Source organism: Clostridioides sp. GD02377, assembly GCF_045899875.1.
GTDB classification, from domain to species: domain Bacteria; phylum Bacillota; class Clostridia; order Peptostreptococcales; family Peptostreptococcaceae; genus Clostridioides; species Clostridioides difficile_A.
In genome coordinates this window covers 68315-85124 of record NZ_JBJODA010000020.1, presented here as the reverse complement: position 1 = coordinate 85124, position 16810 = coordinate 68315, and the positions used below count along the sequence as shown (strand labels likewise).

The 16810-nt window shown below is 31.8% G+C and carries 30 protein-coding genes; all 30 read right to left on the bottom strand.

Annotation, left to right across the window (positions count from 1 at the left end; genetic code table 11):
- Window positions 1-221 precede the first annotated feature (221 nt).
- On the bottom strand, window positions 222-926 hold the full coding sequence (gene cwlD, locus Q3304_RS16925; protein WP_074179374.1) for an N-acetylmuramoyl-L-alanine amidase CwlD: 705 nt from the start codon (window positions 924-926) through the stop codon (window positions 222-224).
- A 530-nt stretch (window positions 927-1456) separates the two neighbouring features.
- Window positions 1457-1849: a 30S ribosomal protein S9 gene (gene rpsI / locus Q3304_RS16920; RefSeq protein WP_003421105.1), complete on the bottom strand. Its 393-nt coding sequence runs from the start codon at window positions 1847-1849 to the stop codon at window positions 1457-1459.
- 28 nt (window positions 1850-1877) lie between these two features.
- Window positions 1878-2309 carry a 50S ribosomal protein L13 gene (rplM, locus tag Q3304_RS16915; protein ID WP_021382526.1) on the bottom strand — a complete coding sequence of 144 codons (432 nt, stop codon included), beginning with the start codon at window positions 2307-2309 and terminating at the stop codon, window positions 1878-1880.
- A 118-nt stretch (window positions 2310-2427) separates the two neighbouring features.
- Window positions 2428-3159, bottom strand: coding sequence for a tRNA pseudouridine(38-40) synthase TruA (truA, locus tag Q3304_RS16910; protein WP_407815022.1), 732 nt, complete (start codon window positions 3157-3159; stop codon window positions 2428-2430).
- 29 nt (window positions 3160-3188) lie between these two features.
- A complete protein-coding gene (locus Q3304_RS16905) occupies window positions 3189-3992 on the bottom strand; it encodes an energy-coupling factor transporter transmembrane protein EcfT (protein ID WP_054275571.1) in 804 nt (267 codons plus the stop codon).
- Window positions 3986-4852, bottom strand: coding sequence for an energy-coupling factor transporter ATPase (locus Q3304_RS16900; RefSeq protein ID WP_407815021.1), 867 nt, complete (start codon window positions 4850-4852; stop codon window positions 3986-3988). The genes Q3304_RS16905 and Q3304_RS16900 overlap by 7 nt, the downstream gene beginning before the upstream one ends.
- Complete coding sequence (locus Q3304_RS16895) at window positions 4840-5673, bottom strand: energy-coupling factor transporter ATPase (protein WP_407815020.1); 834 nt, start codon at window positions 5671-5673, stop codon at window positions 4840-4842. Before Q3304_RS16895 ends, Q3304_RS16900 begins: the two co-directional genes overlap by 13 nt.
- 119 nt (window positions 5674-5792) lie before the next feature.
- Window positions 5793-6134, bottom strand: a complete 342-nt coding sequence (gene rplQ / locus Q3304_RS16890; RefSeq protein ID WP_003421117.1) for a 50S ribosomal protein L17 — start codon at window positions 6132-6134, stop codon at window positions 5793-5795.
- 20 nt (window positions 6135-6154) lie between these two features.
- A complete protein-coding gene (locus Q3304_RS16885) occupies window positions 6155-7102 on the bottom strand; it encodes a DNA-directed RNA polymerase subunit alpha (RefSeq protein ID WP_003427733.1) in 948 nt (315 codons plus the stop codon).
- A gap of 77 nt (window positions 7103-7179) precedes the next feature.
- The gene (gene rpsD / locus Q3304_RS16880; protein WP_021382518.1) at window positions 7180-7803 is read right to left on the bottom strand and encodes a 30S ribosomal protein S4; all 624 of its coding nucleotides are present in this window, start codon (window positions 7801-7803) and stop codon (window positions 7180-7182) included.
- Between the two features lie 32 nt (window positions 7804-7835).
- On the bottom strand, window positions 7836-8234 hold the full coding sequence (gene rpsK / locus Q3304_RS16875; protein ID WP_003421122.1) for a 30S ribosomal protein S11: 399 nt from the start codon (window positions 8232-8234) through the stop codon (window positions 7836-7838).
- A gap of 35 nt (window positions 8235-8269) precedes the next feature.
- Entirely contained in the window at window positions 8270-8641 is a 372-nt protein-coding gene (rpsM, locus tag Q3304_RS16870) for a 30S ribosomal protein S13 (RefSeq protein ID WP_021382517.1), read from the bottom strand.
- 152 nt (window positions 8642-8793) lie between these two features.
- Complete coding sequence (rpmJ, locus tag Q3304_RS16865) at window positions 8794-8907, bottom strand: 50S ribosomal protein L36 (protein ID WP_002509257.1); 114 nt, start codon at window positions 8905-8907, stop codon at window positions 8794-8796.
- A gap of 35 nt (window positions 8908-8942) precedes the next feature.
- Entirely contained in the window at window positions 8943-9161 is a 219-nt protein-coding gene (gene infA / locus Q3304_RS16860) for a translation initiation factor IF-1 (protein ID WP_003421127.1), read from the bottom strand.
- 37 nt (window positions 9162-9198) lie between these two features.
- A complete protein-coding gene (locus tag Q3304_RS16855) occupies window positions 9199-9468 on the bottom strand; it encodes an RNA-binding protein (RefSeq protein ID WP_021382520.1) in 270 nt (89 codons plus the stop codon).
- A gap of 21 nt (window positions 9469-9489) precedes the next feature.
- Complete coding sequence (gene map / locus Q3304_RS16850) at window positions 9490-10236, bottom strand: type I methionyl aminopeptidase (RefSeq protein ID WP_021382516.1); 747 nt, start codon at window positions 10234-10236, stop codon at window positions 9490-9492.
- A complete protein-coding gene (locus Q3304_RS16845; protein ID WP_054268685.1) occupies window positions 10237-10887 on the bottom strand; it encodes an adenylate kinase in 651 nt (216 codons plus the stop codon).
- Between the two features lie 16 nt (window positions 10888-10903).
- Window positions 10904-12172, bottom strand: a complete 1269-nt coding sequence (secY, locus tag Q3304_RS16840; RefSeq protein WP_054268684.1) for a preprotein translocase subunit SecY — start codon at window positions 12170-12172, stop codon at window positions 10904-10906.
- Between the two features lie 43 nt (window positions 12173-12215).
- Complete coding sequence (gene rplO / locus Q3304_RS16835; protein ID WP_003421135.1) at window positions 12216-12659, bottom strand: 50S ribosomal protein L15; 444 nt, start codon at window positions 12657-12659, stop codon at window positions 12216-12218.
- A 32-nt stretch (window positions 12660-12691) separates the two neighbouring features.
- Window positions 12692-12877 (bottom strand): 50S ribosomal protein L30, encoded by a 186-nt coding sequence (gene rpmD / locus Q3304_RS16830; protein WP_003421137.1) that lies wholly within the window; start codon window positions 12875-12877, stop codon window positions 12692-12694.
- 14 nt (window positions 12878-12891) lie between these two features.
- Window positions 12892-13401, bottom strand: a complete 510-nt coding sequence (rpsE, locus tag Q3304_RS16825) for a 30S ribosomal protein S5 (protein WP_003421138.1) — start codon at window positions 13399-13401, stop codon at window positions 12892-12894.
- Window positions 13402-13421: 20 nt separating this feature from the next.
- Window positions 13422-13790, bottom strand: coding sequence for a 50S ribosomal protein L18 (gene rplR / locus Q3304_RS16820; RefSeq protein WP_054268683.1), 369 nt, complete (start codon window positions 13788-13790; stop codon window positions 13422-13424).
- A 35-nt stretch (window positions 13791-13825) separates the two neighbouring features.
- Window positions 13826-14368, bottom strand: coding sequence for a 50S ribosomal protein L6 (gene rplF / locus Q3304_RS16815; protein WP_054268682.1), 543 nt, complete (start codon window positions 14366-14368; stop codon window positions 13826-13828).
- Between the two features lie 30 nt (window positions 14369-14398).
- Window positions 14399-14797 (bottom strand): 30S ribosomal protein S8, encoded by a 399-nt coding sequence (gene rpsH, locus Q3304_RS16810; protein ID WP_021382525.1) that lies wholly within the window; start codon window positions 14795-14797, stop codon window positions 14399-14401.
- A gap of 32 nt (window positions 14798-14829) precedes the next feature.
- Window positions 14830-15015 (bottom strand): type Z 30S ribosomal protein S14, encoded by a 186-nt coding sequence (locus Q3304_RS16805; RefSeq protein WP_003421149.1) that lies wholly within the window; start codon window positions 15013-15015, stop codon window positions 14830-14832.
- A gap of 17 nt (window positions 15016-15032) precedes the next feature.
- Window positions 15033-15575 (bottom strand): 50S ribosomal protein L5, encoded by a 543-nt coding sequence (gene rplE / locus Q3304_RS16800; protein WP_021382514.1) that lies wholly within the window; start codon window positions 15573-15575, stop codon window positions 15033-15035.
- A gap of 29 nt (window positions 15576-15604) precedes the next feature.
- Complete coding sequence (gene rplX / locus Q3304_RS16795; RefSeq protein ID WP_021382513.1) at window positions 15605-15910, bottom strand: 50S ribosomal protein L24; 306 nt, start codon at window positions 15908-15910, stop codon at window positions 15605-15607.
- 23 nt (window positions 15911-15933) lie between these two features.
- Window positions 15934-16302: a 50S ribosomal protein L14 gene (gene rplN, locus Q3304_RS16790; RefSeq protein WP_021382511.1), complete on the bottom strand. Its 369-nt coding sequence runs from the start codon at window positions 16300-16302 to the stop codon at window positions 15934-15936.
- A gap of 25 nt (window positions 16303-16327) precedes the next feature.
- On the bottom strand, window positions 16328-16582 hold the full coding sequence (gene rpsQ, locus Q3304_RS16785; RefSeq protein ID WP_003421156.1) for a 30S ribosomal protein S17: 255 nt from the start codon (window positions 16580-16582) through the stop codon (window positions 16328-16330).
- A gap of 23 nt (window positions 16583-16605) precedes the next feature.
- Complete coding sequence (gene rpmC / locus Q3304_RS16780) at window positions 16606-16809, bottom strand: 50S ribosomal protein L29 (RefSeq protein WP_003421158.1); 204 nt, start codon at window positions 16807-16809, stop codon at window positions 16606-16608.
- Window position 16810 lies beyond the last annotated feature (1 nt).

Sequence of the window (16810 nt, the reverse complement as noted above, 5' to 3'; positions counted from 1 at the left end):
TTTATAAATTAACCTACTGTTTAATTTTCAAAGTTCTTTTGTCGTATTTTTGTGCTCCTTTTGGGCACTCATATATAATACCATCTATATGATTTCAAGTCAACGCTTTTTTAACTTTTATTTTAAATATTTTTTGTCAAAACAAAAATAGCCTATATTAATGCATTTTAACTGCTTTAATACAAGCTATTTACATATTCAGATTTATTTATATAGTAACTTTAACTTAGATATTTTTGTATTCCTATGTATATCGCCCATGCTATCTTCTCTTGATATGTTTCATCAGTCAAAAGTTTACATTCTTTTTCATTCGATAAAAAACCACACTCTATTAGTACTGATGGAATATTGTTCTCTTTTAAAAGATATATATCATCTCTAGGCTTGACTTCTCTATTATTTGTTTTATCTACTACTCTTTTAAGTTCTTCTTGAATACACTTTGATAGCTCTTTACTATCTTGTTTGTCTTTAGGATAAAAAGTTTGAGCTCCATAGTATTTTGATTGTTCAAATGCATTGAGATGTATGGAGACGAACATGTTAGCATTAGAATTGGATATCATTTCTTTCCTATTTTTCAAATTTTCATTATACTTTTGTCTTGTTGTTTTATTATTTCCCTCTTTGTAAAGACTACTATCATCTTCTCTAGTCAATATTACAAGACCTCCGCTTGATTCTATAAGCTCTCTAAGCTTAAGTGTTATAGCTAAGTTAATATCCTTTTCAGATGTGCTCTTATCCTTATTTAACGCACCTGGGTCAATACCCCCATGACCAGCATCTAAAATTATTGTTTTATTTGTTACTGGCATATACTTAATAACATCTTCAGATATATTTTTCACTTCAAATATTGACACTATTACTAGGCACACCATAACAAAACTAAAAATTATATGTTTTATGTACTTTCTCACAACATCACCCTGTATATGTATACTTATAAAAACACTATAATATTCCAAATATTAGTACAAACATTTAAATTCTCCTTTTCTAATTATCAATTTCCATTTATTATATTGATTTATCAATATCGATATATGTGCTTTACAATATTATATATTATTAACCTCTTTAATTTAATACTCTTATCTACTATTGAATAACTATTATTTTGACAACAAATCATATAATTTATAATAACATAGTCTACGAATTATACTAATGTATATTCATAGACTATGTTATTATAGTATATAAAATTTTTAATTATTAATATATAAACTACTTTTGTTAATAATGCTATTGCATTAAATAAATCTAATGCATAGTCTTTCCATTATATAAATAAAAAAGGATGCTTTCCCTACAGAAAAACATCCTAATAAAATATCTTATTATTTTATTGTATATCACTCTTAATTCAAACCCAACATTTTTAACATACAAATACTTTTCAAATAAAAATATATAAAGTATTTTGTTTTTCCAAAAAAATAAGTAATTATCTTTTTGAGAATTGTGGAGCTCTTCTTGCTGCTTTTAATCCGTATTTCTTTCTTTCCTTCATTCTTGCATCTCTAGTTAAGAAACCTTCTTTCTTTAAAGCAGGTCTTAAATCTAAATCAGCTTTTAATAAAGCTCTAGATATACCATGTCTTATAGCTCCAGCTTGTCCAGTGAATCCTCCACCTTCAACTTTTACTATAACATCATATTTATTTTCATTTCCAGTTAAAACTAATGGTTGTTTAACATCTCTTATTAGTGTTTCATAGTTAAAATAATTTTCTAATGCTCTTCCATTTACTAATATATTTCCTTCACCTGCAACTAGTCTTACTCTAGCAACAGAACTTTTTCTTCTTCCAGTTCCATAATATTGAACGTTAGCCATTATAAACTCCTCCTTTCACCTATTAATCTTACTTAAAGTTTAAAACTTCTGGATTTTGAGCTGCATGAGTGTGTTCAGCACCTGCGAATACTCTTAATCTAGTCATCATTCTGCTTCTTAATTTGTTCTTAGGTAACATACCACTTACAGCATGTGCTATAACTTCTTCTGGTTTCTTATCCATCATATCTCTGTAAGATATTTCTTTTAATCCACCTACATAACCAGTATGGTATCTGTAATATTTTTGATCTAATTTTTTACCACTTAAAACTATCTTTCCTGCATTTACTACAACAACAAAATCTCCACCATCAACGTGAGGAGTAAATGTTGGTTTATGTTTACCTCTCAATACTGTCGCTATTTCTGTTGCTAAACGACCTAGTGTTTTACCTTCAGCGTCAACTAAGTACCATTTTCTTTGTACATCAGCTGGCTTAGCTATATAACTTTTCATAACTGTCCCTCCTTAACTATTTCTCATAAAATTTTTTACCGTTTATGTCAAGTCCGGGGCAAGTGGACTTATTAACACATTCTCATATATTTTAATACATGTAGCCTGGTGTGTCAAGTTAATAATGAACTTTTTTAAGAAATAATCCTTGTGCTGGAGCTGTATGTCCACATTTTGACCTAGTTTTAGATTCTATTATATCTAAAAATGACTCATTAATCCTACCACGACCTATATCAATAAGTGTTCCAACAATAATTCTTACCATATTATATAAAAATCCATTTCCACTAATTTCTATGACAATTAAGTCATCATTTTTATTGATATCAATATCATATATAGTTCTAATTGTATCTTTTACAGATGAACCAGTACTCATAAAACCTTTAAAGTCATGTGTTCCTAAAATACTCTTTGACTCTAAACACATTTTATCAAAATCAAGTTCATATTTTACTTGATACGATATATCACTAAGTATCGGATTTCTAAACTTGCTATTATATATTAAATATTTATATGTTTTACCTTTTGCACTATACCTTGAATGGAAATCTTCCTTAACTTCACATGCTTTTATAATTGATATATCCTTTGGTAGCTTAGCATTTAAAGCCATTGGTATACTTTCTGCATTTATGTCTGAATTAATTTTAAAATTTGCAATTTGACCAATAGCATGAACTCCTGAATCAGTTCTACCTGACCCTATGAGTTTAACTTCTTCCCTTGTTATATCATATATAGCCTTTTCTATTGTACCCTGTATTCCTAAAGAATCAGGTTGTTTTTGCCATCCACAATAATTACTGCCATTATATTGGATTGTAATTTTTATATTTCTCATACTTTACCTCGTTTATATCTATGTTTCTATTAAATTACTATAAATCTAGTAGCTATAATCACGCCTAAATAAACAACTTGGAATACACATGCTATATAGTCTCCCTTTGCTATGACAGACTCTCTCATTTTAGTTCTATTGTGTCCACCTCTATAACATCTAGCTTCCATGGCCATAGCTAATTCATCAGCTCTTCTAAACGCACTCACAAATAATGGCACCAAAAGAGGCACTAAGTTCTTAGCTCTATTTATAAGGTTTTTACTTTCAAAATCTGCTCCTCTAGACATTTGAGCTTTCATTATTTTATCTGTTTCATCCAATAATGTAGGAATAAAACGTAAAGCAATTGTCATCATCATTGCAAGCTCATGTACTGGTAAACCAATTTTTTTAAATGGGTTAAGCAATCTTTCTATACCATCTGTTAATTCTATTGGAGAAGTAGTTAGAGTAAGTAAAGATGTCCCAACCACTAAAAATATAAGTCTTATTGCCATAAAAATTGCTTGTCTTAGACCTTGTTTTGTTATTGCCAAAAATCCAAATGACCATATTTCATCACCTGGCAAGAAAAAAATATTTATAAGAAATGTAAATAAAATAATCCATTTAAGAGGCTTTACACCTTTAATAATATACTTAACTGGTATATTAGCTAACTTTATCATACCTAATAAACATAATAAAACTACTATATAAGGCCAAAATTTATTTACTACAAATATAGACACCATAAATACAATTGTTGCTACAAGTTTTATCCTTGGATCTAATTTATGAATAGCAGAACTTGTTGGGTAGTATTGCCCTATAGTTATATCTTTTAACATAATCCTCGTCCTCTCACAACTTTTAATATTTCTTGTTTTGCTTCCTCTAAAGTCAATATATCTTCTCTGATGTTAAATCCTTTTTGTCTCAATTTCAATGCAAGCTCTAAAACTTGTGGAATATCTAATCCTATCTCTTTCAATTTACTAGCATTTGATTTAAATACTTCTCTAGGAGTTCCCATAAATTCTATTCTACCATGATTCATAACAATTAAAGTCTTTGCTAGTTTTGCCATATCATCCATACTATGAGATGACAGTATTATAGTCATATTGTTTTTTTCATGTAAATCCTTTATTAAATTAAAAATTTCATCTCTTCCTCCAGGATCAAGACCAGCAGTAGGTTCATCCAGTATAAGAATTTCTGGGTTCATAGCTATAACTCCAGCAATTGCTACCCTACGCTTTTGACCACCAGATAATTCAAAAGGAGATTTATCCTTAAATTCCTCATAATCAAGTCCTACAGCTTCCATTGATGCTTTTACCCTATTATGTATCTCAGACTCCTCTAAGCCTAAATTAGCAGGTCCAAAGGCTATGTCTTTATCAATCGTTTCTTCAAACAATTGGTATTCTGGATATTGAAATACAACACCTACCCTTTTTCTAATCTCAGTTAAATTCAAGTTTTTATCTGTTATATTAAAATCATTTATAAATATTTCTCCTGAGGAAGGCTTTAATAATCCATTTAAATGTTGTATTAATGTAGATTTTCCTGAACCTGTATGACCTATGAGACCAACAAAATCTCTATCTTTAATCTCAAAAGAAACATCATCAAGTGCCTTACTTGCAAAAGGCATCCCTTCATTATATATGTGTGTTAAATTCTTTACTATAATTGACATAATTCCATCACCATCTCATCCACAGTTAATATATCACTACTAATATTCATTCCTTCTTCTATTAATAAACTAGATAAGTCTGTCATACAAGGTACATCTAAACCGATTTCCTTTAGCATCTTTATTTCACTGAATACTTCTCTAGGAGTTCCCTCTAAGATTTTTTTCCCTTTTTCCATAACCACAACTCTATCTGCCTCTACTGCTTCTTCCATAAAGTGTGTTATATGTATAACAGTTATATTTTCTTCTTTATTAAGTCTTTTTATTGTTTTCATAACTTCTTTTCTTCCAGATGGGTCTAACATTGCTGTTGCTTCATCAAATATTATACATTTAGGCCTCATAGCAATAATTCCCGCTATTGCAACTCTTTGTTTTTGACCACCTGATAACAAGTGTGGTTGTCTACCTCTTAAATCATACATACCTACACTCTTTAAAGATTCCTCTACAATACGCCTTATTTCTTTAGGCTCTACACCTAAGTTTTCAGGTCCAAACGCAACATCTTCTTCTACTATTGTAGCAACTATTTGATTATCTGGGTTTTGAAATACCATGCCTGCAGTTTGTCTTATATCCCATAATCGTTCTTCCTCCTTAGTATCCATTCCATCAATAAGAATGTTTCCCTCAGTAGGCATAAGAATTGCATTTAAGTTTTTAGATAAAGTAGACTTACCAGAACCATTATGTCCTATTATCGCAACAAATTCTCCTTTTTTAACATCTAGGCTTAAATTATCTATTGCTTTAAGTTTTGCTTCATCTGTAATATACTCAAACGAAATATTATTTACCTTTACTATATTATCCATTAATTCATACTCCTTTTAGTAAGCAATAACTTATAAAAATCATTTTACACATTATTATATCACACCTGAGTCAAAAAAATAAAAAAAAGATTAAGCCATCAAGCCTAATCCTTTCCTTACTATACTAATTCTATAAAAGCCATTTCAGCAGCATCGCCTTTTCTTGGCCCTATTTTTATTATTCTAGTGTATCCACCATTTCTCTCAGCATATTTTGGAGCTAAATCTGTGAATAAGTTATTAACTACTGTTTCATCCATAACATAAGCTAAAACTTGTCTTCTAGCATGAAGATCCCCTCTTTTAGCAAGAGTTATCATCTTTTCAGCCATTCTACGAGTTTCTTTCGCTCTAGTCACTGTAGTTTCTATTCTTCCACTTCTTAGTAAGCAAGTTACTAAGTTTCTTAACATAAGGTTTCTGTGAGCTGTTTCACGTCCTAATTTACGGTACTTAGCCATTCTTATCCCTCCTTTGCTCGCTATTCTTCACTTGGTTTTAATCCTAGTCCAAGTTCCTCTAGTTTTTGTATTACCTCTTCTAATGACTTCTTACCTAGGTTTCTAACCTTCATCATATCATCCTCAGATTTATTAGCTAATTCTTCAACTGTATTAATTCCCGCTCTCTTTAAACAGTTATATGATCTAACTGATAAATCTAATTCTTCTATAGTCATTTCAAGAACTTTTTCTTTTTGATCTTCTTCTTTTTCTACCATGATTTCAACACTACTTACATGTTCAGTTAAGTCTATAAATAGATTTAAATGCTCAACTAATACTTTCGCAGCTAATGATATACCCTCTTGAGGATTTATACTACCATTAGTCCATACTTCTAGCACTAATTTATCATAATCTGTTTTTTGACCAACTCTTGTGTTTTCCACATGATAACTAACTTTCTCAACAGGAGTATATATTGAATCCACAGGTAAAACACCTATTGGAACATTCTCTGTTTTATTTTCTTCAGCAGAAACATATCCTCTACCTTTATCTACAAATATCTCCATATTAAGTTTAGCATTATCATCTAATGTAGCTATTGCTAAATCTTTACTTAATATTTCAACATCTGGAGGACAGATTATATCTGCACCTGTGATAGAGCATGGTCCTTGAGCCTCTATTTTAAGTGTTCTACTTCCTTCACCATCTATAGTTGCTGAAAGCTCTTTTAAAGTTAATATTATCTCAGTAACATCTTCTTTAACACCAGGTATTGTAGAGAATTCATGAAGAACTCCATCTATTTTTATAGCATTTACTGCTACACCTGGTAATGATGATAATAATATTCTTCTTAATGCGTTACCTATAGTTATTCCATATCCTCTTTCTAGAGGTTCTATAACAAACTTACCATATCTATAGTCTTCGCTAAGCTCAACTATATCTACTTTTGGCTTTTCTATTTCTATCATGGACAAAACCCTCCTTAAAATTCAGTAATCCACTGAGGGTAAACAAAATTTTAAAATAATTTTTAAAAGTGTGCTTATTATTTAGAGTAAAGTTCTATGATTAAGTGTTCAGCTATCTCAAGGTCTATATCTTCTCTTGTTGGAACACCAACTACTTTTGCTGTCATTCCTTCTACATTAGCTTCTAACCATTTAGGAGCTATTCTTGAGTTAACTTCTACTAAATTTTTGAATTTTGCAGAAGATCTTGATTTCTCTTTAACTTCTATAACATCCCCAACTTTAACTACTAATGAAGGTATGTCTACTTTATTTCCATTTAAAGTGAAATGACCATGAGCTACTAATTGTCTAGCTTCTTTTCTAGAAGATGCTAGTCCCATTCTGTAAACTACATTATCTAATCTTCTCTCTAATAAACTTAATAAGTTTTCACCTGCTTTACCAGGCATATTTTCAGCACGTTCATATAAGTTTCTAAATTGAGTTTCTAAAACTCCATATATTCTTTTAACTTTTTGTTTTTCTCTTAATTGTAATCCATAGTTAGAAACTTTCTTTCTCCCTTGGCCATGTTGACCTGGAGCATAGTTTCTTTTTACTATAGCACATTTATCTGTATAACATCTATCACCTTTAAGGAATAATTTCATTCCCTCTCTACGGCATTGTCTACATGATGCACCTGTATATCTTGCCATTTATCTACACCTCCTATTTGTACTCTTCTTAATTACACTCTTCTTCTCTTTGGTGGTCTGCATCCGTTATGTGGGATTGGAGTAACGTCTTTTATCATAGTTACTTCTAGTCCAGTTGCTTGTAAAGCTCTTATTGCAGCTTCTCTTCCTGAACCTGGCCCCTTTACGAATACCTCAACACTTTTTAGTCCGTGTTCCATCGCAGCTTTTGCAGCTGTTTCAGCAGCCATTTGAGATGCAAATGGAGTTGATTTTCTTGATCCTTTGAATCCTAATTGTCCAGAACTTGCCCAAGATATAGCATTTCCATGAACGTCAGTTAAAGTTATTATTGTATTATTGAAAGTTGATTGTATATGAGCATGACCACGTTCTATATTTTTACGTTCTCTTCTTCTAATACGTGTAACTTTCTTTTTTGGTTTAGCCATTTTCCTTTTCCCTCCTTCATCTAATTATTATTTATTTATTTTTTCTTTTTACGAGATACTGTTTTTCTAGGACCTTTTCTAGTTCTAGCATTAGTCTTAGTTCTTTGTCCTCTTAATGGAAGACCTTTAGCGTGTCTTATTCCTCTATAACATTTTATATCTCTTAATCTCTTTATGTTTAAAGCAATTTCTCTTCTTAAGTCACCTTCAACTAAGAAATCGTCATCTATAACTTTTCTTAAATCATTAACTTGATCTTCTGATAAATCTTTTATTCTAGTATCTGGATTTATCTCAGCCTTAGCTAATATTTCGTTAGCAGTTGCTTTACCTATACCATATATATAAGTTAAGCCTATCTCCGCTCTTTTTTCTCTAGGTAAATCTACCCCAGCTATTCTTGCCATGATCGCACCTCCTACACATAGTTTTTAGTGTTTAAAACTTCGTATCATATACCAATCCTACGCCAGATTGTTCAACGATTTTAACGTTCTTTTGTTAACATCACAATATAGTATTATACTATAAATTTTAACAAAATACTAGTAATAATTTCTTATCCTTGCTTTTGCTTATGCTTTGGATTTTCACAGATAACCATTACTTTTCCTTTTCTTTTTATTACTTTACATTTTTCACATATTGGTTTTACTGATGGTCTAACCTTCATTATTAATCCCTCCTTAGACTAAATATTAATATAGTCTACTTCTTACGCCAAGTAATTCTTCCTCTTGTAAGGTCATATGGAGAAAGTTCAACATTCACCTTGTCACCTTCAAGAATTCTTATGAAGTTCATTCTTAGCTTTCCAGAAATGTGGCATAATATCTCATGTCCATTTTCTAGTTTAACTTTGAACATAGCATTAGGTAAAGCTTCTGAAACTGTACCTTCTAATTCTATAACATCTTTTTTGGCCATTAACTAACCAGCCCTCCATTTCAATAAGTTAAATCATCTAATTTAACTTAGTAAGTTCAGCTCTTAAAAAAGAATCTGTAATTTCTTGTCCAGATACTACTCTTTTTCTAACTTCATCATTAATAAAATTATATTTTTTTAAGTGCTTCACTTTCTTTAACTTAGGTTTGTCAAGTTTTCTTTTCTTTCCATCAGCTATTAATACATATTCATTATTAACTATTTTGACTACGAAAAATAAATTTCCTTTGTCTCGTCCTAATGAAACTTTAACAACTTGACCTATACTTAAATTATCTGATAGCACTTTTTTCACCTACTTTTTAAATTACAACTTTGTCAATATCAAAGGTTCATGTTCAGTAATTGCTATCGTATGCTCATAATGAGCTGATTTTTTTCCATCTATTGTAACAGTCGTCCACCCATCTGATAGAGTCTTTACATGATAACGACCTGCATTAACCATTGGCTCTATAGCAATAACCATTCCTTCTCTAAGTCTTGGTCCTTTTCCTGGGAGTCCATAATTAGGTACTTGTGGATCTTCATGAAGATTTGCTCCAACTCCATGACCCACTAAATCTCTAACTACTGAGAAACCATGTTTCTCAACGTGTGTTTGTACTGCGTGTGAGATATCTGAAAGTCTATATCCTAATTTAGCAAATTTTATTCCTTCATAGAAGCTTTCTCTAGTTACTTCTATCAATTTCCTATCTTCTTCAGATATCATGCCTACTCCGTGAGTTTTCGCAGAATCACCATGATATCCTTTATAATAGGCTCCTATATCTAAGCTTATAATGTCTCCTTCTTTTAATATGGTTTCTCCTGGAATCCCATGTACTACTTCTCTATTGATAGAAGCACATATACTTCCTGGAAAACCTCCATATCCTTTAAAAGAAGGTTCTGCATTATATTTTCTTATATTCTCTTCAGCTATTTTATCTAATTCTAAAGTAGATATTCCCGGAGAAATAGCTTTTCTTAAAACTTCATGAGTATCAGCAACAATTTTTCCAGCTTCTCTTAGAAGTTCTATTTCTTTTTTTGATTTCAATATAATCATTTATTTTCCACTTCCTAAAGCTGAGACAATATCTTCAAATACTTTATCTATTGCTTGGTCACCTTTTATATCTGCTATTATACCTTGCTTGCCATAATAGTCTACTAAAGGTTTTGTTTCATCTAGATAAACTTGTATTCTCTTAGATACAGTTTCTTCATTATCATCAGCTCTTTGATATAATTCTCCTTGGCATACATCACATACACCTTCTACTTTAGGAGGATTAAACTCAACATGGTAAGTAGCTCCACAAGACTTACATATTCTTCTACCAACTGCTCTAGATACTAGTATGCTCTTGTCAACTTCAATATTAACAACTTTATCTAGTTCTATACCAGTATTTTTTAAGAATACATCTAAGTGTTCTCCTTGTGCTACATTTCTTGGAAATCCATCTAACATAAATCCATTTTTACAGTCTTCTTGAGATATTCTATCAGTAACTAAACCTACAGTTAACTCATCTGGTACTAATAAACCTTGGTCCATGTATTCTTTAGCTTTTTTTCCAAGTTCTGTTCCCTCTTTTATATTCTTTCTGAATATATCTCCTGTTGATATATGAGGTATATTGTATTTTTCTACTATTCCTGCCGCCTGAGTACCTTTACCAGCACCTGGAGGTCCAAGTAATATTATTCTCATATTATCCATCTCCATTTTATTTTAAGAAACCTTGATAGCTTCTCATAACTAAGTTTGACTCTAACTGTCTCTTAAGTTCCAAAGCAACCCCAACAACGATTAGCAATGAAGTCCCAGCTAGACTCATATTTACTTTCATATAATGTGTTGTAAGAGCTGGTACCATAGCAATTATTGCTAAGAAAGTTGCTCCAGCTAAAGTTAATCTAGTTAAAATTCTATTTAAATAATCCATAGTAGGTTCACCTGGTCTTATACCTGGTATAAATCCACCATTGTTTTTCATATTTTTAGATATATCTTCTGTATTGAATGATACAGTTGTATAAAAATATGAGAAGAAAATTATAAGTAGAATCTCAATTGATCTATATGTCCAAAATCCTTGTTCTGTTGCCATACTTAAGTATTTTTGAACAAAAGCTTGAGCATTTGGTCCCATAAACATAGCTATTGTTTGAGGAAAAGCTAAAAGTGAACTAGCAAAAATTATAGGCATAACTCCTGATTGGTTAACTTTCATTGGTATATGAGAACTTTGTCCTCCATACATCTTTCTTCCAACAACTCTTTTAGCATATTGTACAGGTATCTTTCTAGTTGCTTCTTGTATGAATGTAACTCCTGTAACTGTAAGTAATATAACTACAATTAGAAGTATTATAACCCAAGGTGCAACTTGACCAGATTTAACTTGTTGCGCGATTTTAATAACATCTGTTGGTATTCTTGATATTATACCTGCAAATATTATCACTGAACTACCATTACCGATTCCTTTTTCAGTAATTTTGTCCCCAATCCACATTACTAACATACTTGCTGAAACTAATGTTATTACAACAGTTGATATAAAAAACACACTATTTGATATTAAAGCACTTCTTACAATTCCTAATGTAATTCCCAAAGCTTGTACAACTGCTAGAGCTAGTGCTGTATATTTAGTGTACTTATTAATTTTTTTCTTTCCTTCTTCACCAGATTTTTGAAGTTCTGCTAGACTCTCAAAACCTACTGTTAGAAGTTGTATTATGATTGATGCAGTAATATATGGACTTATACCTAAAGCAAATAGTGAAAAGTTACTAAATGCTCCACCAGTAAACATATTATACAGAGAAAGTAGACTATTGCCGCCTACCATCTTTTGTATAATACTAGTGTCTATGCCTGGAACTGGTATAGTAGTACCTATTCTGAATATCACGATCATCATAAGTGTATACATTACTTTTTTTCTTACTGCTTTAATCTTCCAAGCTTGTTTTAATTTTGACAGCACGCTAATTCACCCCGCCTGTACTGGCTAGGAGATTAGCAGGTTATTATACTAACTCTGCTTTTCCACCAGCTTTTTCTATTTTTTCTTGAGCTGAAGCTGTAAATTTAGCAGCTTTAACAGTTAAAGCTTTCTCTAAATTACCTTCACCTAAGATTTTGATTCCATCTTTACCTATCTTGCTTATAGTTTTAGTAGATTTTAATAATTCTGCAGTTATTTCTGTTCCATTTTCAAATCTATTTAAAACTTCCACATTAACTTCTGTGTAAACTTTCTTAAATATGTTATTGAAACCTCTCTTAGGAAGTCTTCTAGCTAGTGGCATTTGTCCACCTTCAAATCCTACTCTTACTCCACCACCAGAACGAGACCATTGACCTTTTTGTCCACGTCCTGCAGTTTTACCTTGTCCAGTTGCAGTACCTCTACCTAATCTTCTTTTAGCTCTTACTGCACCTTCAGCAGGTTTTAACTCATGTAACTTCATGGATTGCACCTCCTTGCACTACTTTATAAAAATTATTCAGCTATTTCAGTTACTTCTAATAAGTGACTCACTTTATTTATCATACCTCTTGTTTGAGCATTGTCTTCTTTTACAACAACTTGTTCTCTTTTTCTTAATCCTAACGCTTCAACATTCTTTTTTTGGTTAGGAGTAGTTCCTATAACACTTCTAACTAACTTTATTTGTAATTTAGCCATTTTACACTACCTCCTTACCCTAGAAGTTCTTCAACTTTTTTACCTCTAAGTTTAGCTATATCTTCAACTGTTTTTAGAGAATTAAGTCCTTCTATTGTAGCATTTACCATATTTCTTGGATTGTTAGATCCTAAAGACTTAGCTCTAACGTCTTTTAGTCCAGCTAGCTCAAGTACGGCTCTAGCAGGTCCCCCAGCTATTACTCCTGTACCTTCTACAGCAGGCATTATTAATATATTTCCAGCACCAAAGTGTCCGCGTACTTCGTGAGGAATTGTAGTCCCAACTATTGGCACTACTATTAGATTTTTCTTAGCATCTTCAACTGCTTTTTTTATAGCGTCTGGTACTTCCATTGCCTTCCCAGCACCTATACCAACGTGTCCGTTTTCATCTCCAACAACTACTAACGCTGCAAATCTGAAGTTTCTACCACCTTTTACAACCTTAGTAACACGTCTTACTTCAACAACTTTTTCTTGTAAGTCAAGTTGTCCTGCATCTATCGGCTTACGACGTAGCATGTATTTTTCCCTCCTTCGTATTAGAACTTAAGACCAGCTTCTCTAGCACCTTCAGCTAATTCTTGAATTCTTCCATGATATAAGTATCCACCTCTGTCAAATACAACTTCAGTGATTCCTTTTTCAACAGCTTTTTTAGCAACTAATTCTCCAACTTTCTTAGCTGCTTCCTTGTTTCCTGTATGATTGACAGCACTCTTAACTTCTGCTTCTAAAGAAGATGCAGCAACTAGAGTTACTCTGTTTGTGTCATCTATTATTTGAGCATATATATTATTAGCACTTCTAAATACACATAATCTTGGTCTTTGAGAAGTACCGCTTATTTTTCTACGAACTCTCTTATGTCTTTGAAGTCTATTAGCATTTTTATCAGCTTTTTTTAACACCTAGCTCACTCCTTTCTAGCGTTTAAGTTTTGGTATTATTTTTTACCAGTTTTTCCTTCTTTACGTCTGATTACTTCATCAACGTATTTTATACCTTTACCTTTGTATGGCTCTGGTTTTCTCCAAGCTCTTATCTTAGCAGCATAATTTCCTACTAATTGCTTGTCTATACCTTTTACTATTAACTCTGTTTGGTTTGGAGCTTCAACAGTTATTCCTTCTGGATCTTCCATTTCAACTGGATGAGAGAAACCTAAGTTCATAACTAATTTACTTCCTTGTTTTTGAGCTCTATATCCAACACCTTTTAGTTCTAATTTCTTTTCGAAACCAGTATTTACACCTACAACCATATTATCTAATAAAGTTCTAGTTAATCCGTGTAAAGATCTATGTTTTTTATTATCAGTTGGTCTTTCAACCATTATTGTATTTTCTTCTTTTTTTATGTTTAACTCAGCACTTAATTGTTTAGTTAAAGTTCCTTTTGGACCTTTTACTGTAACTAAATTTCCTTCAGCTATAGTAACTTCAACACCTGCTGGTATTATTATTGGCTTAACACCTATTCTTGACATGGTCGCACCTCCTTACATTGTTCATATTAATTACCAAACGTAGCAGATTACTTCTCCACCAACATTTTCTTTTCTAGCTTGCTTGTCAGTTAATATTCCTTTTGAAGTAGATATAACTGATATTCCTAATCCGTTTAATACTTTTGGTATCTCGTGATTAGCAGCGTAAACTCTCATACCAGGCTTAGATATTTTCTTAAGACCTGTTATAACTCTTTCGCCTTCTTGTCCGTACTTTAATTGTATTCTTATGATACCTTGTTTTCCGTCTTCTATAACATCATAACCTCTTATGAAACCTTCTTCTAATAAGATTCTAGCTAACTCTTTCTTAATATTAGAAGCTGGAACATCTACAGTTTCATGCTTAACAACATTAGCATTTCTTATACGAGTAAGCATATCTGCAATTGGATCTGTCATTGTCATTTTGTTGCCCTCCTTCCATTCTAATCAAGCTTCTACCAGCTTGCTTTTCTAACACCAGGTATTTGACCTTTATAAGCTAATTCTCTAAAGCATATACGGCATATACCAAATTTTTTCAAAACTGAATGCGGTCTTCCGCATATAGTACATCTAGTGTATTCTCTAGTAGCGTACTTTTGCTTTCTTTGTTGTTTAACAACCATCGCTTTTCTAGCCACGGGAATCCCTCCTTTGCTTACTTAGAAAATGGCATTCCTAATAATTTTAATAATTCACGAGCTTCTTCGTCAGTTTTCGCTGTAGTAACAAATATTATATCCATTCCTCTTACTTTATCTATTTTATCATATTCTATTTCAGGGAATATTAATTGTTCTTTAACTCCTAAAGCATAGTTTCCTCTACCATCAAAAGCGTTAGGGTTAACTCCTCTAAAGTCTCTAACTCTTGGTAAAGAAACAGAAACTAGTTTGTCCATAAAGTAGAACATTTTGTCAGCTCTTAATGTAACTTTTGTTCCTATTGGCATTCCTTCTCTTAATTTGAAGTTAGCAACAGATTTTCTAGCTTTAGTTATAACAGGCTTTTGTCCTGATATTATTTCTAATTCTTCAACGCCTTTTTCTAATCCTTTTGGATTTTCTCTAGCGTCACCTATACCCATGTTAATAACTATTTTATCTAACTTAGGTATCTCCATTACGTTTTTGTATCCAAATTTCTCCATTAAAGCAGGAGCAACTTCTTTCATGTATTTTTCTTGTAATCTAGAAGCCATTTAAGGTCCCTCCTTTCAAGCAATATTTATTATAATTCTTTTCCGCTCTTTGCTGATACTCTTACTTTGTTCCCATCTTTTACTTCATATCTTACTCTAACGCCTTTTCCTGTTTCAGGATCAAATGGCATTACATTAGATATGTGTATTGGGGCTTCTTTATTTATTATTCCACCTTGTTGGTTCATAGCACTTGGTTTTTGATGTTTAGTTATTACATTTACACCTTCAACTAACACTTTGCTAGCTTTAGGATATACCTTTAAAACTGAACCTTTTTTACCTTTATCTTTACCTGCTATAACTACAACAGTGTCACCTTTTTTAACACGCATCATGTCCTATTGCACCTCCTTAATTATAGTACTTCTGGAGCAAGAGAAACTATTTTCATGAATTCATTGTCTCTTAACTCTCTAGCAACAGGCCCGAATATACGAGTCCCTACTGGAGTTTTATCGTCTTTTATTATAACAGCTGCATTCTCATCAAAAGAAATATAACTTCCATCATTACGTCTCATGCCTTGTTTAGTTCTCACTATAACAGCTTTAACAACTTTACCTTTTTTTACAACTCCACCAGGTGTTGCACTTTTAACAGTAGCAACTATAACGTCACCTATGTTACCATATCTTCTTTTACTTCCGCCTAGAACACGTATACATAAAATTTCTTTAGCTCCTGAGTTATCAGCAACTCTTAGACGTGATTCTTGTTGTATCATATCGTAATCCCTCCTTCTTCAAAAACTATTTCACTTTCTCAACAACTTCAACTAGTCTAAATCTCTTGTCTTTTGATAAAGGTCTAGTTTCCATTATTTTAACTCTATCTCCGATGTTACATATATTCTTTTCATCATGAGCCTTGAATTTTTTAGTTCTCTTAACACGTTTATTATATAGTGGATGACGTACAAACTCTTCAACAGCTACTACTATTGTTTTATCCATCTTATCACTAACAACACGGCCTATTCTAACTTTTCTTCTTCCTCTTTCCATGTTTAAAAAGCCTCCTTTCCAAATTAAGCTCTAGTTTCGTATAACTTTCTTTCAGCAAGAACAGTTTTAACTTTTGCTATATCCTTCTTAACAAACTTTATTCTAGCTGTATTTTCTAATTGACCAGTAGCTAATTGGAATCTTAAGCTAAATAATTCACTTTTGAAGTCGTTTAATTTGTTCATTAGCTCTTCGCTTGTTAAATCTCTTAATTCTTTAGCTTTCATC